This is a genomic window from Chromatiales bacterium (assembly GCA_020445605.1).
Lineage (GTDB): Bacteria > Pseudomonadota > Gammaproteobacteria > JAGRGH01 > JAGRGH01 > JAGRGH01.
Map to the genome: position 1 here is coordinate 107,189 of JAGRGH010000063.1, position 26,937 is coordinate 134,125.

A 26,937-nucleotide genomic window follows, 5' to 3' on the forward strand; every position below is an offset into this window, starting at 1 on the left:
CGCGACTTGTGCAATTCGGCCTTGCAGCGGAACCATGTCCTCGGGTTACCTCCTAAAAGATGTCACGCTGTTCGGTGGTCTCGCCGACGCCGATCTGAACGTCATTGCCGACCTGGCAGTTCAGCGGGCCTTTCCCAGAAACGCCGTCGTCATCTCACGCGATGACGATTCCGACTCGCTTTACGTGATCGTATCAGGCCGCGCTCGCGTTCTGATCGCCGACGACGAGGGCCGCGAAGCGGTGCTGGGCACGCTCGACGCAGGCGACTCGTTCGGCGATCTGGCGTTGCTCGACCCGGCCCCCAGGGTCGCGACCGTGGTTACGCTGGAACCAGCGGAAATGCTGGTGATCACGCGCGCCGATTTTCTGCGCTGGCTCGATGCGCGCCCGGGAATCGCGCTGAACCTCCTACGCACCCTTGCGCGCCGGGTACGGGCGCTCGCGGAAAACGTCGGCAGCCTCGCGCTGCTGGATGTCTACGGCCGCACGGCGCGGCTGTTGCTCAACCAGGCGCAGGAGGAAAATGGCTTGATGATCACCCCGCGGCTCACGCACCAGGAGATCGCCTCAATGGTGGGCGCTTCGAGGGAAATGGTCACGCGTATTCTCAGTGACCTGCGCGCCGGCGGCTACATCGAAGTTGAAGACAAGCGCATCATCGTGAAGGAGCGGCTGCCGAAACGCTGGTAACGGTCGCTTGCAGCGGAGCGACACCCGATGCATGCTTTCGCGCCCGGCGCGGGTCCCGCCCGGGCGACCCGAATCCCCGACGTTGCCCCCGGCAGCGTCCCAGACCGTCCTCTTTCAGGAGCAATCCATGACCTACAGCGAAACCCTGGCGAAGAACGCCGACCGCGACGGCTTCATCATCGGCTGGCGTATGAAGTACGGCTTCGAGGCCGGCAAGATGGCCGACAAGGTGATGACCTACGGCGCGGCGAAAAAGCTCGCCGCCGAACTCAATGCCAAGGATCCGAAAAAGACCTACTGGCCGGAACTGGCCATGGAACGCGCCGGACACGGCTGACCGGCGACCCACGGCGGGACACGGAGGTCTCGCCCGGCAATCGCCCCGCCATTCCAGGGGGCCGTATCAAGCCGCCCCGGCTTGCGAGGGCAAAACTGACGTGAACAGAGTTGCGCTGGGGAAGCTCCGATCAATCCGTCCAGGATTTCCAGAGCGCCGAAAACGAAAAGGTGCGATTTTTCGTTTTCTTTCATTTTCAACGTCTAACATCCGTTGACTAGGAAAACTCTGAAATTTTCAGAGTTTCCCTAACCGCGCCCGGTCGCCAGGCGACGCCACACGCTTCGCCATCCCGCTGGCCGCCCGGACCAGTCGCCTTCATAGAGCCGCTGCATATACCCGGAGCCAGTCCGCGGATCGAGCACCGGCGTTTCGTCGAGTCGCCAGTCGTCGGCGTCGTAACCACAGGCGCGGAGAATCGGGTCGATTCGCGGCGAAAAGAATTCCACATCCGCCGGCGTGAACCATTTGCGCCAATTGGCACTCGAGCGCGACCGCGCGACCCGCGCTACTGAATCATCCACCCTGACGTCGGCGGACAGGTCCAGGCCCAGATGCGCGGACAGCACCTCAATCCGGCCGGCCACGAAGTCCTCGTACCGCATCACGAATGCACCTGCCCCGGCCATGGTCAGCAGCTGCCGCAACTCCGCATAGGCCGGAACAATCTCCTCGCCGAGGTCGCGCCCTGATGCATTGCCGGCAGCCAGAAGCCGGAAAAACGGCAAGCTGACAGGGGCGGCCTCCTTGCGTCGCACGAGACGCACTGCGCGGCGGTAGAACTTGGCGACCGGCTGGTGCTTGCGATACCAGCTGTACAAATAGCGGCTGATGATCCAGTCGCGCGGATCGCGCACCAGCAACACTGCATGGTCGAAAGCGGTCAGGGCCGGTTCGAGCGCGGCCGCGTTCATTGCCCCGTGCACGATCACTTTGACCAGCATTGGATCGTGCAATGAAATCTCGCGTCCGCCGAGATGCAAGGTCACGGATTGTTCACCGACCGTAACGCCGCCAGGTTCAAACACCGTCTCCGGCGCTTCACCGGCCGCGGCCATCGCGTCCCGAACCATGGTGAACACCGCCGTCGTGGCGGTCTTCGGCAACCCCGCTACCAGCACCTTCATTGACCTGACCCGGGCACCAAGCAGTCCGCGCTCAGTTCGCTGGAACGACGATGACGAACCCGTCCTGTCCGGGGTCGGCCAGCCGCGAATCGAAGTGGACGCGGCCCGCGGCCAGGTCCATTCGACTCGCGTCGGGCGTCAGGTTCGAGAACTCGAACAGCCAGATTCCGGACCTGCGCACGGGGGAATTCGACCGTGGCAGGGGGACCTCCACATGCACCAGGCCAGCCGCGTCGCTGGCGTGCAGGCGCACGCCGATGATGTCGGCATGCTCGGCGGCAAGCGCGTCGGCAAACCGCCGCAGCAGCGGGTAGATCGCGCGGTGCGCCGGATCGGCCTGGTCGAGGTCGAAGCGACCGTTGCACAGTTCCGTGCGACCGTCGTCGCTGCCAAACCAGTCGATCAGAAGCTGCGCGTGCAGCAGTTCGTGATAGACGAGACCGAAGTCGAACAGATCGCGCTCGATCTGATTGGCATCGGCACCGCGGTGGCGATCGGGACTGAACATGACCAGGTTGTCGGCCTCTACCTGCATCTGCCGACCGCGTACAGCCAGCACCGGCGCCCAGAGATAGTAGCCGGCGTTCTGCGGCGGTACCTGCTGTAGGCGCCCGTTGACGGTCACCTGGTCGCGCCAGCGCGAAAACCGCGTGCGAAGCCGGATGTCGACGCGATCCAGAGGCGCAGCGGCCGGACAATCGATCGAATAGCTGCGCCACGCACCCAGCGAAGCGAACGCCTCATCGATCGGGTGCGGCCATTGCCGGGCGCGCGCGAAAACGGCATCGCTGGCCCTGACCAGCCAGGCGATCTCGGACGCATCGGGCGGGGACTCCGCGTCGATCAGCGCCGTCGTCCGGGCACCGCCCACGGTGCCCTGACAGGCAGACGACAGCGCTGCGAGCGCCGCACCCGCCATCAGACTGCGTATCCGGTGTCCAGTCATCGTTGCAATCCGCTAAAGTAGCGTCCGCGCGCGCCTGTGGCGGCGCAAAAGATCCGGAATTTCGTGGTTTTCCGCTGGGGGGAGATTATCCATGAAGCGCATGCTCGCATTGTCCTCGATCTTGCTGTTTGTTTCCGATGTCTGCGCCGCCGCGGTCAAAGGGGCCAATGCCGTGCCGGCGCTGGGCGCCGAGGGCCTGCTGGGAATCGCGGTGATGGTCGGCCTGCTGGGTCTGCGCGCGCTGCGTAGTCGCCGCTGACCTTTCGCCCGACCTCATTGAGGAGCCGCTCCATGAAAAAACCATTGCTCGCAATCGCGCTGTTCGCAGCCCTGCCGTCCGCCTGGGCGAGTTCGCGGGCAGTACTCGCGGTCCCCGTGCTCGATGCGCCCGGTCTGCTCGGTCTGGGTGTTCTGCTCACCGTCATCGCGGCGCGAGTGCTGCGCCGTAAGGCCTAAGCCTCGCTCAAGCGCATGCGAGGTTTGGAGTGACGGACCCCAACGCACCCTGGCTGATCTGGCTGGCGCTGTTCGGCTGGATCGGCGGCGCGATCCTAGTCGCGCTGTGGGAATCGCTGGCCCCGCGCCGGCCTGAAGGCCAGCACCTCGTGCAGCGCTGGATGACGAATCTGTCGCTGTTCGCCGTAAACGAGGGCGTCGCCTTCGCGTTGCGTGCCGCGGCGCTGTCGACCGGTCTGTGGGCCGGGTCCGAAACCGGCGTGGGCCTGTTCAGGATGCTCGAACTGCCCTTCTGGGCACAGTGCGCGGCGCTGCTGGTGATCAGCGACTTTGTCGGTTACTGGCAGCACCGCATCGAACACCTGTGGGCTCCCCTGTGGCGCATCCACGCGATTCACCACACGGATGTCGAGATCGACTTCTCGACCAACTTCCGCCATCACCCGCTGGAAGTCATCCTGAGCACAATGGTTGCGCTGGTGGTCGGCTGGGTGCTGGGGCCTGCGCTTGCGGTGTGGATCGTCGTGCAGGCGATTTCACACACCGTGCAGTATCTGAATCACGGTAACGTGCGTATTCCGGATGCCGCCGATCGCGGCCTGCGCAGGCTGATCGTCACGCCGGACATGCACCGGATTCACCACTCGCGCGAGCGCGTGGAGACCGACCGCAACTTCGGCAATGTGTTTCCCTGGTGGGATCGTCTGTTCGGCACGTACCGCACGCGCCCCTGGGAGGGTCAGCTCGATCTCGTGGCCGGGCTCGAGTATTTCCGCGAACCGCGCGAAATCACCCTGTTCAAGCTGCTGGCGATGCCGTTTACCTGGCCGCGCGAACGTTCACTGCAGGGCCAGCGCACGGCCTGAAGGAACGCGGTCCGGCAGGGGTCTCAGCACTGCTCCCACGGCAGGCCGTGGAATCTCCAGCCACCAACCGTTGAACGGTGATGGTGGTCGTCCAGTTCGCCCTCGAAACCTTCGTTGATGCTGAACACACGCTTGAAGCCGGCTTCCAGCAGCACGCGACCGGCCTCCATGGAACGCTTGCCGCTGCGGCAGATCAGCACAATCGGCGCACAGCCATCGTCCGGCTCGCAGACGATGCCACCGAGCATGACCTTGCGCACCTCGCGCGCGAAGTTCGGGTTCACGTTCCAGTCCGGCTCGTCGATCCACGGCACATGCACCGCACCCGCGGGATGACCGACGAACAGAAACTCCATCTCCGAGCGACAGTCGATCAGCACGGCGCGTGGATCTTCCTGGATCAGCTCCCAGGCCTGCTTCGGCCCGATTTCGACGATCTTCGCCTTGCTCATCGCTGTCGCCCTCCGGGGGCGCTTGGTTAACCGCGGGCCGCCTTCTTGTCGAACTGGTCCTCTTCGGTAGAGCCCGACAGTGCAGTCAGCTCGGACAGCCCACCACTGACGACGGTCGTCACCGTGTCGAAGTAACCCGCGCCGACCTCGCGCTGGTGCTTGGTCGCAGTATAGCCGCGCGATTCGGATCCGAACTCGGCCTGCTGCAACTCGACGTAGGCCGTCATGCCCTGGTCGCGATAGCGACTGGCCAGATCGAACATCGAATAGTTCAGCGCATGGAATCCGGCGAGCGTGATGAACTGGAACTTGTAGCCCATCGCACCCAGCTCGCGCTGGAATTTCGCGATGGTCGCGTCGTCCAGATTCTTCTTCCAGTTGAATGACGGCGAGCAGTTGTAGGCCAGCAGCTGGTCCGGATACTGCTTGTGGATCGCCTCGGCAAACCTGCGGGCGAATTCGAGATCAGGCTTGCCGGTCTCGCACCAGACCAGATCGACATACGGCGCGTAGGCGAGCCCGCGTGCGATGGCCTGATCGATGCCAGGCTTGGTACGGAAAAAGCCCTCGACCGTACGGTCGCCGGTGCAGAACGGTTTGTCGCGATCATCGACATCGTTGGTGAGCAGGTTCGCGGCTTCGGCATCGGTGCGCCCGACGAGAACGGTCGGAACATCGAGCACGTCGGCGGCGAGCCGCGCGGCGACGAGTTTCTGTACGGCCTCCTGAGTGGGCAGCAGCACCTTGCCGCCCATGTGGCCGCATTTCTTCGCCGACGACAGCTGGTCCTCGAAGTGCACCCCGGCCGCGCCCGCGGCGATCATGCCCTTCATCAGTTCGAAGGCATTGAGCACGCCGCCGAAACCGGCCTCGGCGTCGGCGACAATCGGGATAAAGTAGTCGACCTTCGCACCGCCTTCCGCGCACTCGATCTGATCGGCACGGATCAGCGTGTTGTTGATCCGCTCGACCACACGCGGCACGGAATCCGCCGGATACAGGGACTGGTCCGGATACATCTGCGACGCATTGTTGTTGTCGGCTGCGACCTGCCAGCCCGACAGGTAGATGGCCTTCAGCCCGGCCTTGGCCATCTGCATGGCCTGGTTGCCGGACAGCGCGCCCAGCGCGTGGATGTAATCGTCCTCGTGCAGACGTCGCCACAACTTTGCCGCACCCAGGCGCGCAAGGGTGTATTCGATCTTGATGCTGCCACGCAGACGCAGGACATCAGCAGCGGAATAGCCGCGCTCGACGCCCGCCCAGCGCGGGTCCGTTTGCCAGGACTTTTGCAGCGACTGCGCCTGAAGTTCGGAGTTGGAAGTTGTCACGGTGACCTCTCAATCAGTTCGACGGTTTCCGATGCGCCCGAGCCTACCGAAGGGCCAAGTATTTATCATTCCAATCTTTTTAATCTAGACTATAGCGACATTCCAATAATTCAAGTCGCCCAAGCCATGACCGACCCCAAGCCCCCCTACTACAAACAGAACCGGCTCAAGCAGTTGCGTGCGTTCGTCCACGCGGCCCAGGCCGGCACGGTGTCGAAGGCCGCGGAGCGTCTGTTCCTGAGCCAGCCGTCCGTTTCGTTACAGATCCAGGCCCTGGAGCGGGAGTTCTCGACGACCCTGTTCGAGCGCCGCGGCCCGTCGATCAAGCTGACGCCCGAGGGCGAGGTGCTCTATGAACTGGCTCGCCCGCTGATCGAAGCGATCGACCAGTTGCAGGAGACCTTCTACGCCCACTGCGGTCGGCTCGAAAGCGGCCAGCTGTCGATCGCCGCCGGCGAGGCGACCATCCTTTATCTACTGCCCGAGCCCATCAAGCAGTTCGTCGCGGAATACCCGGGCATCGACGTGAAGCTGCAGAACGTCACCGGACGCGACGGCATGGTCATGCTGCGGGCCGACGAGGTTGACTTCGCCGTAGGCTCGTTCATCGATGTGCCCGATGACGTCTGCTACCGCAGCCTCAAGACCTACAAGCCGGTGCTGATCACCCCGCGCGGGCATCCGCTGTCGAAGCTCGAATCCCTGACGCTCGCCGACATCTCGCCCTATGGCCTGATCCTGCCGCCGCGGCATCTGAGCACCTGGCGCATTGTCGACACCGTGTTCAACCAGAACGACGCGACCTACCAGGTCGCGCTGGAGGCCGGCGGCTGGGAGGTCGTCAAGAAATACGTCGAGAACGGACTGGGGGTTTCCATCGTCATCGATCTGTGCCTGACCGGCGATGAAGACCTGGAAGTGATCCCGCTGTCGCGCTACTTCCCCAAGCGCGACTACGGCATCGTCACCCGTCGTGGCCGGTTTCTGTCACCACAGGCGCGCCGTTTCATCGACATGATGGACCCGCACTTTTTCGAGGCAACCGGCGAAACCCACAACATCAAGGACGATGCGACCGACGACGCTCGCGGCACCTGCACCACGCAGAACGATCGCAGCGTTGGAATACGCTGAAGATTCCGTCATGCGACAAAAACACTTCTGACTCATTACCAGGGGTGCGTGCCACGCACCGACACGAACCCAGCCCAACCGTCCCTTGGTGCGCGGTGCGCACCCTACGTGTGCCGGGGTTTGTGTTCCGTTTAGGGTGCGCACCGCGCACCGTGGGCAATCGAGGCACTAGCAGGTTGTTGAAAAAGGCCCGTCCATGGCCTTTTCAACATCGCAACCGAAAAGCGCGGTTTTCGGTTGCTCACGAAAATCGAACACTTGGGTGTTCGATTTTCGGGCGCGACGTCCCTGTCTCGCGATATCAGGCTGTTGAAATTAAAATTTCAACAGCCTGCTAGCCGCGCTTGTCCAGCCACTCGCCGATCGCCGGCGGCACCTGCGCCATTGCACCGCCGCTGACGAAGATGCCGATGTGGCCGCCGCGGAACGCCAGTTCGCGGTAGTCCTTCGTGCCGACGTGCTTGCGCAGGGCCAACGATGCGGCCGGCGGCACGAGGTGGTCCTTCTCGGCGTAGACGTTGAACACGGGCATGTCGACCGCACCCAGATCGACGGTGCGCGCGCCGATCTTCAGCTCGCCCTTGATCAGCAGATTGCGCTGATACAGGTCACGGATGAACTGACGAAACGCCTCGCCGGCCTGGTCGGGGCTGTCGAAAATCCATTTTTCCATGCGCATGAAGTTCTTGAGCTTGTCGGGCTCCTGCATGAGATCGACCGCGTCGATGTACTTCTGGCCGGCCATGCGGAACGGCTGCATGGACAGGAACGTCGCGTTCATGAGATCGCCCGGAATGTTGCCGAGCGTATCGACGAGCAGGTCGACGTTCAGGCACTGCGACCAGCGGCTCAGCAGGTTGTCCGGCGTCTGAAAGTCGACGGGCGTGACCATGGTCACGAGGTTGCGTACCTTGCGTGGATGCAGCGCGCTGTAGCACAGGCTCAGCGTGCCGCCCTGGCAGATGCCGAGCAGGTTCATGTCCTTGCGGCCATGCGCCTTGAGGATGTGATCCACACAGCTGTCGATGTATCCGTTGATGTAGTCGTCGAGGGTGATCCAGCGATCGGCCGCGTCCGGATAGCCCCAGTCGATGAGATAGACGTCCTGCCCGGCCTCGAGCAGTCCGCGGATCATGGAGCGGTCTTCCTGCAGATCGGTCATGTACGGGCGGTTCACAAGCGCATACACGACCAGCGTCGGCACCTTCGAACGCTTGACGCCGGCCGGCGTCGCGTAGCGATAAAGCGTCACCTTGTCATCGCGAAACACCGCCTCGCGCGTGCTCACGCCGGTGCTGATCTCATCGAGCTCGCTCAGGTTTTTCAGGCCCACGGCGAGCTTGCGGTTGAACTCGGCGACTTCCTGAATCATGGTCGCGCCGTTTGCATTCGGGTTCGTCATTTCAGGCTCACTCCGTCAGGATTTGCTTTTCTTCGACTTGCCGCCGGCGGACTTCTTTTTCGCCGGCCTCTTTTCCGCCTTCGGCTCATCGCGCGACTGCCCTTCGAGCGCCTCGATGCGCTGGATCAGCGCGCGGTTCTCGCGCTTGAGTGACTGCACGCGCTGGGCGAGCGAGTCGAAATCGGCGCGGGTCGGCAGATGCAGCTGGTGCAGGCTCGCATCCACGAGCTGGTTCATCTCGCGCTTGAACGACATCTGCGCGTCGATCATGCGGCCGTTCGCGGCCTGATACGCGTCGGTGGTGACGATCTCGGCATAGACCGCCTCGGCCGCGTCGACCCACAGCCCATACAGACCGCGCGCGGTGGACCACGGTCCGTCCGGCTGCGCGACGGCCTCTTCGGTCATGCGTGTCTGTAGCCGCTGCGCGGTCTCGCTGGCGAAGTCCTTGAACAGCGCGGTGAATTCCAGGAATGCCCGCTGATAATCCATGTAAAGCGTGACCGCGCGCTGCCATTGCCCCTGACGCTCGCGGCTGAGACCCAGACCCGGCGTGTTCAGCCAGCGCGCGGTATTCGCATACCAGCCGTCGGCGGTCATCTGCGACCAGGGGCCGCTGCCCGGCTGCATGAACAGATCGGTGATCGCCGGCATCGCCGGCATCTGCTTCTGCCATTCGGCCACCGGCGCCGTCCAGAATGAAAACACCCGATCGAGACCTCCGGTCTGGCCCACGCCCTCGCGGAGCTGTTCGAAGCCCTTCTCGATCGCCTTGGACCAGGCGGCCTGCGCCTGCTCACCGGAATTCATCGCGGTCTGGAAGCCCTCGTTGCAGACCCGCGCCAGGTTGTCGAACACCTTGCCCTGATCGACGACACGACCGAACAGATCGCCCGCCACACCGGACTGCGGCATGGCCGCACGGCGCCACTGCTCGAACATGTCCAGCCACGGGTTGGCCGGCGCCGCGGCCGGTTTGCCAGCATCGCCGAGCGCCGCGCTGCCCATTTCCTGCATCAGGCCCCAGTAGCGCCGCTGCAGGTCCAGCCACTCGTTACCAAAAGCATTCGCCGCCATCGCTCACTCCAGGAATTCGTTTTCAGGACTTGACGCAGCGCAGCATAGCAGCCAGAATTGTGCACTGCAACAAAACAACGGCCGGGCCGGACCCGGCCTGAATCCCACCCTGAAACATTGTCGGAGGAGTCTCATGAACGACGTACCCGTGATCGTCGCGGCCGGTCGCACGGCGATCGGAAACTTTGGTGGTGCGCTGGCGAACGTTCGCGCCCACGAACTCGGCGCCACCGTCATCCGCGCCCTGCTCGAACGCACCGGTGTCGCCCCGGAATCCGTCGACGAGGTCATTCTCGGCCATGTGCTGACCGCCGGCGAAGGCCAGAACACCGCACGCCAGGCCAGCATGGCGGCTGGCATCCCGCACACCACGCCGGCGCTGACCATCAACAAGGTGTGCGGCAGCGGGCTGAAGGCCGTACACCTCGCCGCGCAGGCGATCCGTTGTGGTGATGCCGAGATCGTCGTCGCCGGCGGTCAGGAGAACATGAGCCGCTCCGCGCACGTGGTGCCGAATTCACGCAACGGCCAGCGCATGGGCGACTGGGCGCTGAAAGACACCATGATCGTCGACGGCCTGTGGGATGCCTTCAACAGCTGTCACATGGGCATCACGGCCGAGAACATCGCGAAGAAGTTCGACATCTCGCGCGCCGATCAGGACGCCTTCGCGGCCGAATCGCAAAGGCGTGCGGGTGAGGCACTGGAAAACAGCCGCTTCGCCGACGAGATCGTTCCGGTCTCGATCCCGCAGCGCAAGGGCGACCCGATCGTGTTCGATCGCGACGAGTTCCCGCGCCCCGGCACCAGCGCCGAATCGCTCGGCAAACTGCGCCCGGCGTTCGACCCGGCCGGCTGTGTGACCGCCGGCAACGCATCGGGTCTCAACGACGGGGCGGCGGCCGTGATCGTCATGAGCGAGGCGCGTGCCAAGGCGCTTGGCCTGAAGCCACTGGCGTGCATTCGCGGATTCGCGAGCGCCGGCGTGGATCCGGCGATCATGGGCACCGGCCCGATCCCGGCGTCGAAAAAGTGCCTGGAGCGCGCCGGCTGGGAAGTCGCCGATCTGGATCTGGTCGAGGCCAACGAGGCATTCGCCGCGCAGGCGATCTCGGTGAACCGCGATCTCGGCTGGTCGCTGGACCGCGTGAATGTCAACGGCGGTGCCATCGCACTGGGACACCCGATCGGCGCCTCGGGCGCACGTGTGCTGGTCACCCTGATCCACGAGCTGGCGAAGCGCGACGGGCACAAGGGACTTGCTACGCTGTGCATCGGCGGCGGACAGGGCGTCGCCATGGCGATCGAGCGCTAGAATCGGGCGTTTTCCGGTCGGGACGGGGTCGCAACGCTGGCCTTCGTTCCGACCCTTTCAACAACGACACCAAACGAGGAGGCAATGAACATGGCAAGAGTGGCTCTGGTCACGGGCGGGACCCGTGGCATCGGCGAGGCGATCTCGCTGGCACTGCGCGACGCTGGATATACCGTGGTCGCGAACTACGCCGGCAACGATGACGCCGCGCGCGCCTTCAGCGAACGCACCGGCATCAAGACCCAGAAGTTCGACGTCGGCGACTTCGAGGCCGTTCAGGCTGCGGTCGCACAGATCGAGCGCGACGTCGGCCCCGTCGACGTGCTAATCAACAACGCCGGCATCACACGCGACGGCACGCTGCAAAAGATGACGTTCGAACAGTGGAACGCCGTGCTGCAGACGAACCTGACCTCGTGCTTCAACACCTGTCGCGCGGTGATCGACGGCATGCGCGAGCGCGGTTTCGGCCGCGTGGTGAACATCGGCTCGGTCAACGGCCAGGCCGGCCAGTACGGGCAGGTCAACTACGCGGCGGCCAAATCCGGCATCCACGGCTTCACCAAGGCGCTGGCGCAGGAAGGCGCGGCCAAGGGCATCACCGTCAACGCGATCGCCCCGGGCTACATCAATACGGACATGGTCCGTGCCGTGCCCGAGAAAGTACTCGAGAAGATCGTCGCGCGCATCCCGGTCGGCCGGCTCGGCGAGGCCTCCGAAATCGCACGCGGCGTGCTGTTCCTCGTCTCGGACGACGCCGGCTTCATCACCGGCTCGACCCTGTCGATCAACGGCGGCCAGCACATGTACTGAGGCGCCGCCCGGCGCCGCCCGGGCGTATGGACATGCCCGGGTACCCAACCCCCTGCAAGCCCGGAATGTTGCGATGCAGCGAAAATGGATTAGAATCCTCAATAGTCACGATTGAGGAGCTTCCCGGTGGCCGAGCCACATCTGATCAAGAAGTACCCGAACCGGCGCCTGTACGACACGATGCAGAGCCGGTACGTGACGCTGCACGAGGTGCGCGACCTGGTGCGCTCGGGCGTGGACATCCGCGTGATTGATTCCGAGACCAACGAGGAAATCACCCGTGCCGTGCTCCTGCAGATCATCCTCGAACAGGAATCCGGCGGGGAGCCGCTGTTCACGGCCGACGCGCTGGCCCGCATGATCCGCGTCTACGGCGATTCGGTTCAGCAGCTGTTCGGCGGGTTCTTCGAGCGCAGCATGGAGCTGTTCAGCGAACAGCAATCGCAGGTCTCCAGGGCGCTGTCCGGCACGCCCATGGGCGCGATGAGCGATCTCGCGATGCGCAACATGGAACTGTGGCAGGACCTCCAGCGGCAGTGGCTGAACGCCGCCGGCGTCGGCGATTCCGGCACAAAGAAGGATTCCGGCAAGCCGTAGCGCCTGGAACGCCCGACCCGGCGTCGGGCAGGTTCCGACCCGCCACCCGGCCTGATAGCCAACCTACCCGGGTGGTTGAGCGACACGGTCAGGTCCCACGCTAGACCGGCCTGCCCCGGGCGCGATCCCGCAGATTCGGCCCCATCCCCTGCCCGCACGATTTTTTGCTGCGGTGCAAAAATATTTTCCCAAAACCCCTTGACAGGGTCCCCGCGTACCGCTATTGTGCACTGCAACAATGTTGCACTGCACAAAGGCAACAAGGTAACCGAATCCACTTAACCGGAGACACTGCCATGATGAATGAAATGTTCGATTCCGTTAACACGGTCAGCAAAAATGCGGCGGTCGCTGCCAAGCAGCTCGCCGGTGTGAACCTGACGGCCAGCCGCAAGCTGGTGCAGTCCCAGATGGAACTCGCCGACGACGTTATGAAGGCGCAGGTCGAGTTTCTGCAGGCCGCCGCGAAGGCGAAATCCGCGCAGGACGTCGTCGCCCAGCAGGTGCGCCTGTTCGAGGCCCTGAGCGCCCGTTCGCTGGCCGCCAGCCGTGCGTTCGTCGAGCTTGCGACCGAGACCTTCGACCAGGTTCGCGCCGTGGTCGAGCAGGAAGTCGAAGCCGCCACCGCGCGTGCCAACCAGGTCGTCGACAAGGCCGTCAGCGCCGTCCGCAAGGCGGCCTGAAGCATGGAAGCCCCGGTGACCCGCGTCGCGCTGGTCACGGGCGGCATCGGGGGCATTGGCACCGCGATCTGCCGTCGGATGGCCAGGGAAGGCCATCGCGTGGTCGCGACCTACCATCCGGCCGAGGCCGACCAGGCGCTGGCCTGGCAGGCCGCGGAACGCGAGGCCGGCGCCGACGTCCACATCGCCCCCGTTGATGTCAGCTCGTTCGACTCCTGCCGCGATCTGATCAGCAAGGTCAGCGCCGAACTCGGCCCCGTGGACATTCTCGTCAACGGCGCCGGCATCACGCGTGACAAGACGCTGAAGAAAATGGACCCCGAGCAGTGGCGTGCCGTGCTGTCGACCAATCTCGACAGCGTGTTCAACGTCACCAAGCACGTGATCGACAGCATGGTCGACCGTGGTTTCGGGCGCGTTGTGAACATCTCGTCGGTCAACGGCCAGAAAGGCCAGTTCGGCCAGACGAATTACTCGTCGGCGAAGGCCGGCATGCTTGGCTTCACGATGTCGCTGGCGCAGGAAGTCGCGACCAAGGGCGTGACCGTCAACGCGATCTCGCCGGGCTACATCGACACGCCGATGACTGCCGCCATGCCCGATGACATCCGCAACGCAATCGTCGCCGGCATTCCGCTGCGCCGCATGGGCACGCCCGACGACATTGCCAACGCCGTCGCGTTCCTGATTTCCGGCGACTCGGACTACATCACCGGCGTGAACCTGCCGGTCAATGGCGGGATGTTCATGAGCTGCTGAGGCGACCCGTCGCGATCTGAAGGCCTGCCGACGCATGGCGTTGGCCGGCCGGTCGCGACGCACGAATTCCCTCCTCCTCGCACCTTGCGACGCCGCCGGACCCGGTTCGCCGGCGGCGATTTTTTTGCCCGGTTTCCCGCTACTTCGGCAGCGGCGCGTTGATCTTGAGATCGACCGACCACTTGTCGTCAAAGAACGAGCGCTCGCCGTCCGTGGTGAAGTGCGCCGACACCTCGCCGCCCTTCATCGAGAAGCCGTTCACCTTGATCGTGCCGCTGGACGAAAACCCGCTCCGCTTCAGTGCCTGATGGCAGATCTGCGCCGAGAACAGCTCGCCGTCCTCGGTGACGCTCAGCACCAGCGCATCGCCCAACTTTCCAAACTGTGCGTCGAAGTCCGGCTTTTTCGAGCCGCCGGAAGGCTTTTCGCTGGCGATGATCGTCCAGCCCTTCCTGCCCTCCCAGCCGTCGTTTTTGATCACGCTGACATTGGGAAGCTTCGCATCGCGCCCGTTGCCCACGTAGTGACCGGTTGCACTGCCGGCGGCCAGGGCGCCGGCACCCGGGACGATCAGGGCAAGACCGAACACCAGCCCGGCCATCGGCAACGGCCGACACCACTGCGTAAACATGGTCCGTCTCCTTTCGGGAAAGTCATACGACAAACATCAGTCGCGGAACGATCGCTGATCGCCGCGGCGCAAACGCTAGCACCGCAACAATCCACCCGGCAAGGACCGCAATGCCCGCCCCACGCCCTGCGCCGGGACATAAAAAAACTTTGGTGTACAAGTCGTAACGGCCGGGGTATATCGCTCGCCGCCGTCCCTGCATTTTCATGTATGCCACAGGCTTCCAGCGCCCTCGAATCATCGGCCACCGGATCGCAGCTCGACGACATCGTTCGTGCACTGCAAACGACTGGCTGGATCGTCGTTCCCGATTTTCTGCCCGCCAGTGACTGGCAGCCACTGATGCTGCGTGCGCTGGCGATCGACGATTACAACCGCGCCGCGATTGGACGCGGCGAACAGCAGCAGGTGAACAACGGCGTGCGCACCGACCGTGTCGCCTGGATGGAAGCCGACGACCCGACGGACCAGGCCTGGCTCAGGCGAATGGAATGCCTGCGACTCGCGATCAACGAACGGCTGTTCCTGGGTCTGTTCGAACACGAGGCGCATTACGCGCGCTACGAACCAGGCGCCTTTTACACGCGCCATGTCGATGCGCTGCATGGCGAGTCGAACCGCGTCGTTTCGACGGTTCTGTACCTCAATCCAGAGTGGGAGCCCGCCGACGGCGGCGAACTGGTGCTCTATGCCGACGGATCAAGCGAGGGTCGGCGCATCTCCCCAATCGCCGGCACCCTGGTCGCGTTCCTCAGCGAAGTGTTTGCACACGAGGTGCTGCCCACGCAACGCACGCGGCATTCCATCGCCGGGTGGTTTCGGGTCAACGGCTCGACTGGAGCGCGGGTCGATCCGGCCCGGTAGGCACAGCGGTCTTTCCGGCTCAGGGACGGGCCGTGTGGCGCAGCTTCACGCTCAGAAACGTCAGCACCGCAAGCAGCGTCAGTAGCAGCGATACCAGCGCACCCCATCCAGCGCCCTGATACAGAAAACCGGGCAGATACGAACCCAGCGCACCGCCGGTGTAATAGCTCGATACGTACAGCCCGTTGACCAGCCCCTTGCGCTCGGTTTCCAGGTGATTCAGAAACGCCGACAGCACGCTGTGCAGTGTGAACATGCCGGCCGCGAAGATCAGCATCGCGAAATACGCGAAACCGTTGCCACCGAACGCAAACGCGGCGGTGCCGATGAAGTACACAACGCTGCCGACCACCAGCGTGCGCCGCTCGCCGCCGAACGCATCAATGATCCGCAGCGATGCAAGCGCGATGACCACGCCAACGAGATAGCCGGTGTAGACGAGCGCGATTGCGCTCTGCGAGATGGCGGGGTCGTTCTCACGCATGCGGAACGGCAGAAAATTCAGCAGCGCCGCGAACACGAAGAACAGCAGGAACGCGCTGGCAAAACCTTCGGCGTAGACGGGCCGGCTCGCAAGCGCTCGGATCTCGACAAACCGCACCTTGCCCAGACGAATGCGTGGATCGGACGCGAGCCGCGTGGTCAGAAACGCCGCGACGAGCGCATTCGCCGACCAGAACTGGAACGCGATCGTCCAGCCCGACAGATCGGTCAGGATGCCGCTCAGCACCCGGCCCGCATAACCGCCGACGATCGTCGCGGCGATATAGATCGAGATGTTGCGTCGTGTGCGCCCCGGCCCGCCGGCGGCCGAACTGTAGGTCATCAGCGCCGTGAAGATCGCCGGCAGCATGAGCCCTTCGAGCGTGCGCAACGCCAGAAACAGCGGATAGTCCGGACCGAGCCCCAGCGAGAACTGCGCGACGGTCAGCACGCTGAATGCCACGGTCAGCATCAGTCGAGTCGAGACATGCTCGAGCACGTAGCCGTACAGCAGGGGCCCGAGTGCCAGCGGAATCATCGTTGCCGTGGTCAGCAGCGCAAGGTCGCCGGTCGAGCGTCCCCATTCGCTTGCAAGCAATGGCAGCAACGGCTGCGGCGCATACAGCACCGCGAAACCGACGATCGTGCAGTAGATGACGATGGCGAGGTTACGCGCGCCCATGAATGGTCAGTCGCCGACGGGACTTGATCGGCCGACTTGCAGGGTCAGCAGTTGTGGGCGCAGTGCAGACCCCACATGCAGACAAGCAACAGCCGGGGTTGGCCGCAGCCCCGCAGCGGGGCTGCGCCGATTGTCACGCGCGCCGGGACCAAGTCCGGCGCAAACCGAACAGTCCCAACAGACCCGAAAGCATCAGCAGGGTCCATGGTGCGAACACGGGCACCGGATACGGTTGATCCTGAATGGTCAGGATCGCGGTCGGGATACCGCCCAGCACGGCCCCGCCGGTCGGCCCGCCCAAGCTCAGGTTGATGGTTTCCGGCAGTTCCTTATAGGAGTCGGAAACGATCGGCACGATGAAGGTCTTGTTCGAGCCGTCACCATGCGGCCAGTTCAACACGCCGAACGAGTTCAGATAGTCATCGGGATTCACGGCCGTGCCATCGGCGGTCGCATACATGACCGAGACCGGACCCGAGGTGCCGCCCGTGCGAGTGACCGTGATCAGCGCGGATGGGACACCTTCGACGACCAGGTACGTCGGCGAGCTGAACTGCAACGCGCCGGCCGGCGGAATGTCGTTGTCGACGATCGAGAGCACGGCGGTCGACTGCGTGCCCAGGATCGCGCCGCCGGTCGGGCCGCTCAGGCTGAGATTCAGCGGCTCGTCGCCTTCGATGTCCGGATCGTCGGTGATCGGCACATCGAAGGTCTTGGCCGCGCTGTCGCCGTCGCCCCACATCAGCACAGATGCCACGGCGGTGTAATCACTGCCATCCAGCGCAACATCGTCGGCGGTCGCGTAACTGACCGATACCATGCCGCTGCTGCCGCCCGTGCGGGTCACGGTGATGGTGGCCATGCCGGCACCTTCGTTCACGCTGTAGACCGGCGCACTGAACTGCAGGGCACCGCCGGGCGGAACGTCGTTGTCCTGGATCGTCAGGATCGCCGCGCCGTTCGGACCGATCGCCGCGCCACCCGTGGGGGCGGAAAGTGCGAGATTGACCGTTTCGTCCCCTTCGGCATCGGCGTCGTTGGTGACTGGCACGTTGAAGGTCTTCGAGGCGGTATTGCCTGGGCCCCAGAACAACACGCCTGCGACCCCGCTGTAGTCCGCACCGGCCGTCGCGCTGCCGTCCGCGGTCTGGTAGCCGACCGAGACGCTGCCGGCCGAACCGCCGGTGCGCGTAACGGTGATCAGCGCGGACACGCCGGCTTCGCTGACGACATAGGTCGGCGAGCTGAACTGCAAGACACCCGGCAGCAGAGATGGATCTTCGAGCGCAGCCAATGCGTCGAGATCAGCGGGCGCCCAGGTCGCGTGTTCCGCCGAACCGTCGTAGGCCATTTCCCAGGTCGGCCCGGCCGGGTCGTACTCGATCACGTCCTCATCGTCGAACGCGACGCCGCCGACCGACTCGCTGGCATCAAACGAAACCAGCAGGTGGCCGTTGGCAAGTACGTGTGCGCCATCGAGGTCCAGCGCGTCCGGCACACTGGCGGCAGAGGCATCGAAGAACAGGCTGTACGCGCCGTCGTAGCGCACGATATCGGCATCGTCCGCCGTGACGGCGCCGACGATGACCGTGGTATCGAAAGACAGCAGCAGGGCCCCGTCGGTACCAAGCGCGATCGCGTCGATCTGCGCACCGGGCGGCACGCCGAGGTTGCTGCCGTCGAAATCGATCGTGAAATTCACGCCGTCGTAACGCACCACATCGCGCGACTCGGCCGTGACGAATCCGACCGTGACCGTGGTATCGAATGCCAGGAGCTGATCGCCGTTCGGCAGCGCATGGTAGCCGACGATATCCGCCCCGCCGGGAATGGTGCCGACATCCAGTGCCGTGACCGTGCCCCCCAGATCGTCCGATGCCGCGTCCTCGTCATCGAGCGTGACGCCGCCCAGGGTGACGGTCACATCCGGCGAGTAGCGCACCTCGGCGAGCGGAGTGGCCGCGAAAGCCGCCGCCGGAGCGAAACAAGCTGCGAGCAAAATCCCTGGCAGGAACCCGGTACCCAGTGCGCGATGCAGTGCGTGTTTCACCTGGTCCACCTCATTTGTTGTTCGGTCGTCCGCCGCGCTCCGCAAATGCCGTGGCATCCCGACGCCTGCAAGCCCCATCCGGCATCGACACAACGACCGCTCAGGCCCTGGTCAGATACCCGAAAGGTCGCGTCCCGGCACCATTCTGGCGCGGCGCCTAAGGGATGTCCACAGATCGCCCCTGCCGACAATCTGACCGTCCGTTTTCGCCCTCGACGATCGCGAGGATTCGACCAGATTCGCCCCGCTGCTACGCGGCTCCGGTCGCGGGAAGCGGCGTCACAGGAGAACGCGCTCGATACCGCCGTTTCTGACCCGCTCGACGAAGCCTTTCTGCCAGTTCTCGCCGAGCCGCGACCGGGCGATCTCGACGACGATGTAATCGGTCACGAGCCCGGTCTCATCCGCATACTTGGCCAGCCCCTGCTGGCAGGCCGGACAGGCCGTCAGCAGTTTCACCGCGCCGTTTCTCACCTGATCCGCGCCGGTCAACGCACGGATACCCGCATGCAGTTCCTCGGACTTGCGGTATCGCAACTGATTGGCGATGTCAGGCCGCGCGGTGCCGAGCGTGCCGGCCTCGCCGCAGCAGCGTTCGGACAACCTCACCGGCTTGCCCATCAGTTCGCTCGCGACCTGCAAAGGCTGGTAGGTCTTCATCGGCGAATGACAGGGATCGTGATAGAGGTATTGCGTGGCGCTGTCCGCGGCCACGCCCATGCCCTTCTCTTTGAGATATTCGTGGATGTCCAGCAGCCGACAGCCCGGAAAGATCTTTTCGAACTCGTAGGCGAGCAGCTGATCCATGCAGGTGCCGCAGGAGACGATCACCGTGCGGATGTCCAGATAGTTCAGCGTGTTTGCGACGCGATGGAACAGCACGCGGTTCTCGGTGCTGATCTGCTGGCCCTGGTCGTGCAGCCCCGCGGCCGACTGCGGATAACCGCAGCACAGATAACCTGGCGGAAGCACGGTTTCCGTTCCGCTTTCATACAGCATCGCGATGGTCGCAAGTCCAACATCGCTGAACAGCCGTTCCGATCCACAGCCCGGAAAATAGAACACCGCATCCGACTCACGTCCGTCGAGTTCCGGATTGCGGATGATGGGCACATAGCGCGTATCCGTGATGCCCCAGGCGTCGCGATACATCCGTTTGGGCAGGTCGACCCGGATCGGACGACGCACGAGTTCCACGACCTGGCGGCCGAGGCCGAGTTCCGTGTTCGTCGCGCCCGGCGGTTCGTTTGCCTTACCCAGAAGCCCGAAGCGCTTGAACAGCGCGTGGCCGAGGCTGATACCCAGGAAGCCCCACTCGGCCAGCGCCTTGCGCATCCAGCGGATCGTCCGCGGCCCCGTCGCATTCAGGAACGCCAGCGCGGCGGCGCTGCCGAGGTTCGCGCGCTTCTGACCGCGGTCGCTGAGAATCTTGCGCATGCGCACGGTCACCGCGCCGTAGTCGATGTTGACCGGACAGGGGTTCTCGCACTTGTGGCAGACGGTGCAGTGATCGGCCACGTCGTTGAATTCATCAAAATGCCGCAGCGACAGACCGCGCCGCGTCTGTTCCTCGTACAGAAATGCCTCCGTAAGAAGCCCCTGCCCGAGGATCTTGTTGCGCGGCGAATACAGCAGGTTCGCGCGTGGCACATGCGTCATGCACACCGGCTTGCACTTGCCGCAGCGCAGACAATGCTTGACCTCGTCGTTCAGCGCACCGAGTTCACTGTCTTCGAGGATCAGTGCCTCCTGCGCGACGAGTTGCAGCGATGGTGTATAGGCGTCCCGGAGCCCCGAGCCCGGCATCAGCTTGCCGCGGTTGAAATGACCGTCCGGGTCCACCTTGTTCTTGTACTCGACGAAGCGTTCGAGCTTGTCCGCTTCGAGGTACTGGATCTTCGTGATGCCGATACCGTGTTCGCCCGAGATCACACCGCCCAGCGAACGCGCCAGCAGCATGATGCGATCGACGATGCGATCAGCCGCCCGCAGCATCCCGTAATTCTGCGAATGCACGGGGATGTTCGTGTGCACGTTGCCGTCGCCGGCATGCATGTGCAGTGCGACGAACAGCCGATTGTTGCGCCCCGTGGCATGAATCGCCTTGAGCCGCTCGCGCACCGCGGCGAGGTTGTGCCCGGAGAATGCATCGTTAATCGGCTGCGCGACCTCGCGCCGATACGACACCACGGCGTCGCGGCGCAGCAGCAGATCGACCACCGCATCGTTCGGCTGCATCCGCGCAGCTTCCGCCTCGCCCCAGAGCTGTGCATGCTCGCGTGCCGGCGCATCCAGATGATCGCGGATCGCGCGCCAGCGCCTGATCGCGGCACGCACGGCAGACTCGGCGCTGGCGCGCTTCGCATTCAGGATCTCGGTGTTTTCCGCGCTTTCGGCAAAGCCATCGCGCGCGCGAAGCTCCGGCAGATCGCCCGTGAGGTATGCAAGTGCGGCATCAGCAATCTCGAGCTTGTTGTCGAGCGACTGCTCGATGTTGATGCGTTCGATGCCGCGACTGTATTCGGCGAGCCTCGGCAGCGGGATCACGACGTCTTCGTTGATCTTGAAGGCGTTGGTATGCGCGGAGATCGCCGCGGTCCGCGCGCGATCGAGCCAGAACTGGCGCCGCGCCTCGGCGCTGACGGCGATGAAACCCTCGGCGTCGCGTGCGTTCGCGATGCGCACGACGGCGGAGGCCGCCGCGGCCACTGCGTCGTCGTGTTCACCCGCGATGTCGGCGAGCAGGACCATCTTCGGCCGTTCCCCGCGCGGGGCCTTCGTCGAATAGCGCACGGCCTTTAGATAACGTTCGTCGAGATGTTCCAGCCCCGACAGCAACACGCCGTCGAGCGATTCGAGATGGTCCTTGATCTCGACTATCGCGGGCACCGCGCGACCGACATCGTTGCCGAAGAACTCCAGACACACCGTGCGCACATGCGGCGGCATGCGATGCAGCACAAAACGCGCCGAGGTGATCAGCCCGTCACAGCCTTCCTTCTGCACGCCGGGCAGGCCGCTCAGGAACTTGTCCGTGACGTCCTTGCCGAGCCCGACCTGGCGAAACGCCGATCCGGGCATCTCGAGCACTTCAGCGGCGCGTGTTTCCGCCTTGCATTCCGCGTCCAGATGACGCACACGGAACTGCACCGTTGGCTGATCGTGAATCTTGCCGACGTTGTGGTTCAGGCGTTCGACCTCGAGCCAGTTGCCGTCCGGCATGACCATGCGCCAGGACACCAGATTGTCCAGCGCCGTGCCCCACAGCACGGCCTTTTTTCCACCGGCGTTCATCGCGATGTTGCCGCCGATGGTCGAGGCATCCTGCGAGGTCGGGTCCACCGCAAACACCAGCCCGGCCCCGTGCGCGAGTTCGCTGACGCGCCGCGTGACCACGCCGGCGCCACACGCGACGGTCGGAACCGCAAGGCCGTCGCGGCCGGCAAGCTTCACATGCTCGACCACACCGAGGCGATCCAGCTTCTCGGTGTTGATTACAGCCGTGAACGGTTCGAGCGGCACGGCGCTGCCGGTGTAACCCGTGCCGCCGCCGCGCGGGATGATCGTGAGACCGCAGGCGATGCAGGCGCGCACGACCGGCGCGACCTCGTCTTCGCTGTCCGGATGCAGCACCACAAACGGCATCTCGACGCGCCAGTCCGTCGCGTCGGTGGAATGCGAGACGCGGGCCAGCCCGCTGAAGTCGATGTTGTCCGGACGCGTCACGCCCTTCAGTGCACGACGGATCTGCTCGCGCCGCGCGCGATTGGCGTCGAAGCAGGCCGCGAACCCGGCCACGGCCGTGCGCGCCGCGGCCAGCAGCTCAAACGCCTTCGGATTGTCGTTCGCGCGGGCCTCGAACTGGTCCAGCCGGTGATGCAGCGCGCCGACCAGCAGGTCGCGGCGTTTCGGGTCTTCCTGCAGGTCGTCCTGCAGGTACGGATTGCGGGCGATGACCCACATGTCGCCGAGCACCTCGAACAGCATGCGCGCCGAGCGCCCGGTGCGGCGCTGCCCGCGCAGTTCGCCAAGCAGGCCCCACATCGGCTCGCCGAGATAGCGGATGACGATCTCTCGATCCGTGAACGAGGTGTAGTTGTAGGGAATCTCGCGCAGGCGCGCGTCGGCTTGGGTCATGGGGGTCGGGGCGCGCCGGGCGACGGGGCCGCCATGCTAGCGCAAAGCGACGCCGCCGTTAATGCACCGCACAAATTATTGGAAGCCCTGATCCATCCGTCCTGGATTGCCAGGGCCACGAAAACAAAAAAACGCGGTTTTTTCTTTTCTCCCATTTTCTTCGGCCTGCGGCCGGCGAACGTGGCGGCCCCTCCCTGTACCGCGGAAAACGTGCTCCCGGATCGCCAGAGCCAAACCGGTTCAAACCTCGAGACCGGCAGCCCACGCCGACTCAACCGCCTAGGCGGCACCGCTCACCGCAGCCTGAAGGTCGAAAAAGGCCAGCCGCTGGCGGTCCGAGGTGACCGCAAACAGGCGACCGGTTCGGTCGATGGCAAGCCCCTTTGGCCCGCCCTCCTGAGGGTTGATCTGACCTCGTTCGAAGGTTCGCTCGTCCATGACGCGGATCGAGGCCACCGGTTCACGCGCCCCGCACCAGTCGCCGTCGTCCGAGCGAAACACGTCCACGCGCGGCGCGCCCGCCGAGCTAACGAGCACGATGCGCCCATCCGGCGTAAAGCGCACGCCGTGCGGATAGGCTCCGCCGCGCAGCGATCCACAAGGTGGCGTGCGCCGCGTGAGCCGCCCATCTCGCCGGAAGATGACCGTACGGTTTTCGAGATGATTGGTGACAGCAATCCAGCGGTTGCCGGCATCCGTCGCAACACCATCGGGCAAATCAAGATCGCGTTCGAGCAACACCGAACTCTTGCGCAAAGCGAAATTCGCACGCGTGTCGATCACAAAACGCGAGACCGTATGTTCCCAGGCCTCGCAGATCAGCGCCTCGACAAGGCAATCATCGAGTCGGTTGACACACACCGAGCCCGGCTTGCGCAGGGTTCGCCACCAGTTGCCCCGCAGCAGACGCACGGGCTCAAGCGCGATCTCGCCGGCAACCGAACCGCTCGGCGGCAGACGAAACACCGGCGCTTCGCCACGCCGGTTCGCGACAATCAGATGATCATCGTCGATGAACGCCACCCCATGCGGGTGCCTGATGGTGCCGGATCGAAACCTGAACGCATCGCGGGCAACGATGCGCGCACCTTCCGTCGTGAAACGGATATCGAGATCGACCAAGGCGATCGTGTTGGTCATGTATCCCACGATCGCTACACGGCGATTGTCGGGCGAAAAGTCAAGGTCCTCGGTGCGTCCCACCTCGTCAAGGACGCGCGCGACCAGCTCAGATTTTTCAACAACGATCGGTTCAGCAAGCGATTGCATGGGATGAGTCGTTCAGTTCGCCATCGCGCACACGTCCATATGTGCTTTGCCAGCTGAGGACGAAACAGAGGACGACAGTGCTGCGGGGAGATCAAAAAACGCCAGCGGCTGAAAGGTGGAAGTGACCCCACACACACGCCCGGTGCGATCGAGCGTGATCCCCTTCGGCCCACCCTCCTGCGGGTTGTAATGACCCCTTGCGAAGGTCTCGTCGTCCATGACACGGATGGAGGCCAATGGTTCGTGCGCACCACACCAGTTGTCGTCGACCGCCTGAAACACGCGCACGAACGGCGCGCCGGCATCCGCAACCAGCAGCATCTTTCCGTCCGGGGAGAAACGCAGTCCGTGCGGATAGCACATGCCGCTCAACACTCCACAGGCCGCTGAGTGACGGCGCAGCCGTCCGTTGCGGTCGAAGATCGCAACGCTGTGCCGAGCATGGTTGCTCACGGCGATCCAGCGATTCGAAGGGTCGAGTGCAATACCATCCGGAATATCCAGACCCTCTTCCAGCAACACGGCGCTGCTTCTGAACCGGAAATCCGCATTCACATCCACGACGAAGCGCACGACCTTGTGTTCGTAGTTCTCGCAGAACAGCGCCTCGACCTGCCCGTCGGCGGAACGGCCGACACAGACCGAACCCGGGGCGCGCAGCGTGCGCCACCAGCTGCCACGCAGCAGCCGCGCCGGTGCAAGCGGGATCTCGTCGACGGCCGGGCGGTGCCGCGGCAGGCGGAACACCGGCGCTTCGCCGCGCCGGTTGGCGACGATCAGGGCATCGTCACCGAGCCAGGCGATTCCGTGCGGGTGGCGCAGGCATGGGTCGCGAAAGCAGAGCGGCCGCCCGAGTCGAATCCGCGGCGCCGCGGCGTTGATTTCAAACTCGATATCGAACACCACGATGCGATTGCGCGCGAAACCCGCCACCGCGAGCCGCCGGTTGTCAGGTGAGAGGGCCAGGTCTTCGGTCCGGCCGATCTGGTCCAACACACGCGCGGCGGCCGGCGTTTGTTCGAAATCCAACAGCACAGGTTTGGCGGGCGTGGCGGCAATCTTAAGATTATGTCACGCGGACCTGAGACGGGTCGTTACGGCCGTACCATGCCGTTCACGTCCTGGAACACAGCCATGCGGGCGCGGCCCGTTCCGGCCGCGCCTCCGTCACACGAGTTGAGAATTCAGCTGCGGCGGCGCGCGGAAAATCCGACGATGCCCAGCAGCGCCCCAAGTGCAAGCACACCCCAGGCAGCAAGCGCGGGAACTTGGTGCGGAAACGCTGTCCAGACGCCCAGTTCGGATGTCGCCTCGCTGCGTTCGTCGGGGAGGAACGTATCGCCAATACAGGAATCGGCATCTCCGGCGCCGGAGACTCCAACCGTGGAGCACGTTCCATTGTGGAGAACGAACGTGGAAATAAAGAACGAACTGATGATCCCGTACCGGTCACCGGCCATGTGCGGACCTGCCCCGGTCTGCCAGGCCTGTACCTGAAAATCCATCGCTAGAATATTCCCTTCGGCGTCCGTCCAGACGATGAACGGGCTCTCGAGCCGTGCACTGGCATCCGAACTGCGGATGGTCTTCAGACCATCGCTGAATGACCACGAGACGACCTGCGGTGTAATGTCGGCGCCGACCAGATTCGGCGCCGGTGGTGCTGTCATTTTCACGCTGCCCGAGAGGTTCATGCCCGGCAGGTAGTTCTGACAGTCGCCACCACCACAGGCAGGCGTGTAGTTCGTGATGGTGTCATAGCTTGGGCTGACGTACGTGTAGGTCGTCACGGCCCATGCCCCGGGTGCGAAGAAGGCAAGGCTCAATACGGCCAGTGCGAGGATGCGTTTCATGGGGCAGTCTCCCGTGTGTCGGTACATGCGCGGCAACGATTACCTGTCGCAAGGCGCCGTGCCAGAGCCGGACCCGACACACCAAAGCGCACCGACCCCGGCCCCGCGCGCGCCGTTCAGGCTATCTTCGCCCCGGACCCTACTGAATTCTCGCTCTCGCCACAACCGGGCCGGTTGCGCGAGCCAACACGATTGATCGTGGTGGGCCGTGCCAGCGCCCCTTGCGAATTAACCGCGACGACGTGTCGAGAAACCTGCGAGGCCCAACAGTGCGCCGAGCGCCACCACGCCCCAGGCAGAGAGCGTCGGCACGTGATTGGGTTCGAGCATAAATGCCCAAGTGCCCGGGACACTCAGATACGCCGAACTCGTTTCAGCGGGGAACCCGGTTCCCATCGTACAGCTGTCAGCGTCGCCGGCCGGTGGAACGCCGACGCCGAGGCAGGTTGCGTTGTGATTGGCGACGCCCGACCCTGTTAGAACCGCGATATCGCCGTAGCGGTCGTTCACGGCATGCGGGGCACTCCCGGTTTGCCACAGTTGTAAGGAGATCGTCGAGCCTGTGATGTTCCCGCCCGGGTCCGTGTGGACCTGGAACTGGAAAAGTCGCGCATTCGGGTCCGTGCTGGCTATGGTCTTGAGTCCGTCGGAAAACGACCAGCTTGTCAGCTGTGCGCGGATATCGGCGGCCGCCAGATTCGGCGCCAGCGGCACCGCCGTCGTGAAGCTTCCGGCGATCCGCATGGTCGTGAGGTAGTTCTGGCAATCGCCCCCGCCGCAGGCCGGTGTGTAGTTGATGATGGCGGCGCTGGCGTAGGTCGGGCCGGTGTAGGTATAGGTCGCCGCAGCCCAGACCCCGGGCGCGAGCACGGCAAGCAAAAAAGCGAAAATGAACCGTTTCATCCTGTTCTCCTGTCCGCAATGTACGACCGATCGAGGGATCGTAGCCCGTGAACCAATATCCGGCAACCGCCTCGCCGGT

Annotated in this window: 26 protein-coding genes; 12 read left to right on the top strand and 14 right to left on the bottom strand. The window is 64.2% G+C overall.

Annotated elements, in window-relative coordinates:
- The first annotated feature begins 34 nt into the window (after positions 1 to 34).
- The gene (locus KDG50_15870; GenBank protein ID MCB1866895.1) at positions 35 to 691 is read left to right on the top strand and encodes a Crp/Fnr family transcriptional regulator; all 657 of its coding nucleotides are present in this window, start codon (positions 35 to 37) and stop codon (positions 689 to 691) included.
- Between the two features lie 127 nt (positions 692 to 818).
- A complete protein-coding gene (locus KDG50_15875) occupies positions 819 to 1,028 on the top strand; it encodes a hypothetical protein (protein MCB1866896.1) in 210 nt (69 codons plus the stop codon).
- 248 nt (positions 1,029 to 1,276) lie between these two features.
- Here KDG50_15875 and KDG50_15880 read toward each other — a convergent pair whose 3' ends face one another.
- The gene (locus tag KDG50_15880; GenBank protein MCB1866897.1) at positions 1,277 to 2,155 is read right to left on the bottom strand and encodes a hypothetical protein; all 879 of its coding nucleotides are present in this window, start codon (positions 2,153 to 2,155) and stop codon (positions 1,277 to 1,279) included.
- Positions 2,156 to 2,186: 31 nt separating this feature from the next.
- A complete protein-coding gene (locus tag KDG50_15885; protein MCB1866898.1) occupies positions 2,187 to 3,101 on the bottom strand; it encodes a hypothetical protein in 915 nt (304 codons plus the stop codon).
- 91 nt (positions 3,102 to 3,192) lie between these two features.
- On the opposite strand from KDG50_15885, the gene KDG50_15890 reads away from it, so the two are divergent.
- Genes KDG50_15890 through KDG50_15900 form a run of 3 tightly spaced genes read left to right on the top strand, consistent with a single transcriptional unit; the run spans position 3,193 to position 4,423 of the window.
- Entirely contained in the window at positions 3,193 to 3,360 is a 168-nt protein-coding gene (locus KDG50_15890; protein MCB1866899.1) for a hypothetical protein, read from the top strand.
- Positions 3,361 to 3,392: 32 nt separating this feature from the next.
- Positions 3,393 to 3,557 (top strand): hypothetical protein, encoded by a 165-nt coding sequence (locus KDG50_15895; GenBank protein MCB1866900.1) that lies wholly within the window; start codon positions 3,393 to 3,395, stop codon positions 3,555 to 3,557.
- 29 nt (positions 3,558 to 3,586) lie between these two features.
- Positions 3,587 to 4,423: a sterol desaturase family protein gene (locus KDG50_15900; protein MCB1866901.1), complete on the top strand. Its 837-nt coding sequence runs from the start codon at positions 3,587 to 3,589 to the stop codon at positions 4,421 to 4,423.
- Positions 4,424 to 4,446: 23 nt separating this feature from the next.
- On the opposite strand, the gene KDG50_15905 is transcribed toward KDG50_15900, so the two are convergent.
- Both KDG50_15905 and aceA read right to left on the bottom strand, forming a co-directional pair.
- Positions 4,447 to 4,875 carry a rhodanese-like domain-containing protein gene (locus KDG50_15905; GenBank protein MCB1866902.1) on the bottom strand — a complete coding sequence of 143 codons (429 nt, stop codon included), beginning with the start codon at positions 4,873 to 4,875 and terminating at the stop codon, positions 4,447 to 4,449.
- 26 nt (positions 4,876 to 4,901) lie between these two features.
- On the bottom strand, positions 4,902 to 6,206 hold the full coding sequence (gene aceA / locus KDG50_15910; protein MCB1866903.1) for an isocitrate lyase: 1,305 nt from the start codon (positions 6,204 to 6,206) through the stop codon (positions 4,902 to 4,904).
- Between the two features lie 126 nt (positions 6,207 to 6,332).
- On the opposite strand from aceA, the gene KDG50_15915 reads away from it, so the two are divergent.
- Entirely contained in the window at positions 6,333 to 7,340 is a 1,008-nt protein-coding gene (locus tag KDG50_15915) for a LysR family transcriptional regulator (GenBank protein ID MCB1866904.1), read from the top strand.
- 334 nt (positions 7,341 to 7,674) lie between these two features.
- Here KDG50_15915 and KDG50_15920 read toward each other — a convergent pair whose 3' ends face one another.
- A complete protein-coding gene (locus KDG50_15920) occupies positions 7,675 to 8,742 on the bottom strand; it encodes a class III poly(R)-hydroxyalkanoic acid synthase subunit PhaC (GenBank protein ID MCB1866905.1) in 1,068 nt (355 codons plus the stop codon).
- 15 nt (positions 8,743 to 8,757) lie between these two features.
- The gene (gene phaE / locus KDG50_15925; protein MCB1866906.1) at positions 8,758 to 9,819 is read right to left on the bottom strand and encodes a class III poly(R)-hydroxyalkanoic acid synthase subunit PhaE; all 1,062 of its coding nucleotides are present in this window, start codon (positions 9,817 to 9,819) and stop codon (positions 8,758 to 8,760) included.
- Positions 9,820 to 9,952: 133 nt separating this feature from the next.
- Here phaE and KDG50_15930 point away from each other — a divergent pair, with 133 nt between their 5' ends.
- The 5 genes from KDG50_15930 to phbB (KDG50_15950) all read left to right on the top strand — a co-directional run bounded on the left by KDG50_15930 (position 9,953) and on the right by phbB (KDG50_15950) (position 13,986).
- Positions 9,953 to 11,134, top strand: a complete 1,182-nt coding sequence (locus tag KDG50_15930; protein ID MCB1866907.1) for an acetyl-CoA C-acetyltransferase — start codon at positions 9,953 to 9,955, stop codon at positions 11,132 to 11,134.
- Positions 11,135 to 11,224: 90 nt separating this feature from the next.
- A complete protein-coding gene (gene phbB, locus KDG50_15935) occupies positions 11,225 to 11,947 on the top strand; it encodes an acetoacetyl-CoA reductase (protein MCB1866908.1) in 723 nt (240 codons plus the stop codon).
- Positions 11,948 to 12,073: 126 nt separating this feature from the next.
- Entirely contained in the window at positions 12,074 to 12,544 is a 471-nt protein-coding gene (gene phaR, locus KDG50_15940) for a polyhydroxyalkanoate synthesis repressor PhaR (GenBank protein MCB1866909.1), read from the top strand.
- 296 nt (positions 12,545 to 12,840) lie between these two features.
- Entirely contained in the window at positions 12,841 to 13,227 is a 387-nt protein-coding gene (gene phaP / locus KDG50_15945; GenBank protein ID MCB1866910.1) for a TIGR01841 family phasin, read from the top strand.
- Positions 13,228 to 13,230: 3 nt separating this feature from the next.
- Positions 13,231 to 13,986 carry an acetoacetyl-CoA reductase gene (phbB, locus tag KDG50_15950; protein MCB1866911.1) on the top strand — a complete coding sequence of 252 codons (756 nt, stop codon included), beginning with the start codon at positions 13,231 to 13,233 and terminating at the stop codon, positions 13,984 to 13,986.
- A gap of 139 nt (positions 13,987 to 14,125) precedes the next feature.
- Here phbB (KDG50_15950) and KDG50_15955 read toward each other — a convergent pair whose 3' ends face one another.
- Positions 14,126 to 14,617, bottom strand: a complete 492-nt coding sequence (locus KDG50_15955; GenBank protein ID MCB1866912.1) for a hypothetical protein — start codon at positions 14,615 to 14,617, stop codon at positions 14,126 to 14,128.
- A gap of 210 nt (positions 14,618 to 14,827) precedes the next feature.
- On the opposite strand from KDG50_15955, the gene KDG50_15960 reads away from it, so the two are divergent.
- Positions 14,828 to 15,481 carry a 2OG-Fe(II) oxygenase gene (locus tag KDG50_15960; GenBank protein ID MCB1866913.1) on the top strand — a complete coding sequence of 218 codons (654 nt, stop codon included), beginning with the start codon at positions 14,828 to 14,830 and terminating at the stop codon, positions 15,479 to 15,481.
- A gap of 19 nt (positions 15,482 to 15,500) precedes the next feature.
- On the opposite strand, the gene KDG50_15965 is transcribed toward KDG50_15960, so the two are convergent.
- From KDG50_15965 to KDG50_15995, 7 genes are all read right to left on the bottom strand, one after another.
- Positions 15,501 to 16,646, bottom strand: a complete 1,146-nt coding sequence (locus tag KDG50_15965; GenBank protein MCB1866914.1) for an MFS transporter — start codon at positions 16,644 to 16,646, stop codon at positions 15,501 to 15,503.
- A 133-nt stretch (positions 16,647 to 16,779) separates the two neighbouring features.
- Positions 16,780 to 18,696, bottom strand: a complete 1,917-nt coding sequence (locus KDG50_15970) for a hypothetical protein (GenBank protein ID MCB1866915.1) — start codon at positions 18,694 to 18,696, stop codon at positions 16,780 to 16,782.
- A gap of 279 nt (positions 18,697 to 18,975) precedes the next feature.
- The gene (locus KDG50_15975) at positions 18,976 to 22,833 is read right to left on the bottom strand and encodes a DUF3683 domain-containing protein (GenBank protein MCB1866916.1); all 3,858 of its coding nucleotides are present in this window, start codon (positions 22,831 to 22,833) and stop codon (positions 18,976 to 18,978) included.
- Between the two features lie 279 nt (positions 22,834 to 23,112).
- Entirely contained in the window at positions 23,113 to 24,102 is a 990-nt protein-coding gene (locus KDG50_15980; protein MCB1866917.1) for a hypothetical protein, read from the bottom strand.
- Between the two features lie 12 nt (positions 24,103 to 24,114).
- Complete coding sequence (locus KDG50_15985) at positions 24,115 to 25,131, bottom strand: hypothetical protein (protein MCB1866918.1); 1,017 nt, start codon at positions 25,129 to 25,131, stop codon at positions 24,115 to 24,117.
- Between the two features lie 155 nt (positions 25,132 to 25,286).
- Positions 25,287 to 25,955 (bottom strand): hypothetical protein, encoded by a 669-nt coding sequence (locus KDG50_15990; protein ID MCB1866919.1) that lies wholly within the window; start codon positions 25,953 to 25,955, stop codon positions 25,287 to 25,289.
- A 228-nt stretch (positions 25,956 to 26,183) separates the two neighbouring features.
- Positions 26,184 to 26,858, bottom strand: coding sequence for an IPTL-CTERM sorting domain-containing protein (locus tag KDG50_15995; protein MCB1866920.1), 675 nt, complete (start codon positions 26,856 to 26,858; stop codon positions 26,184 to 26,186).
- Positions 26,859 to 26,937 lie beyond the last annotated feature (79 nt).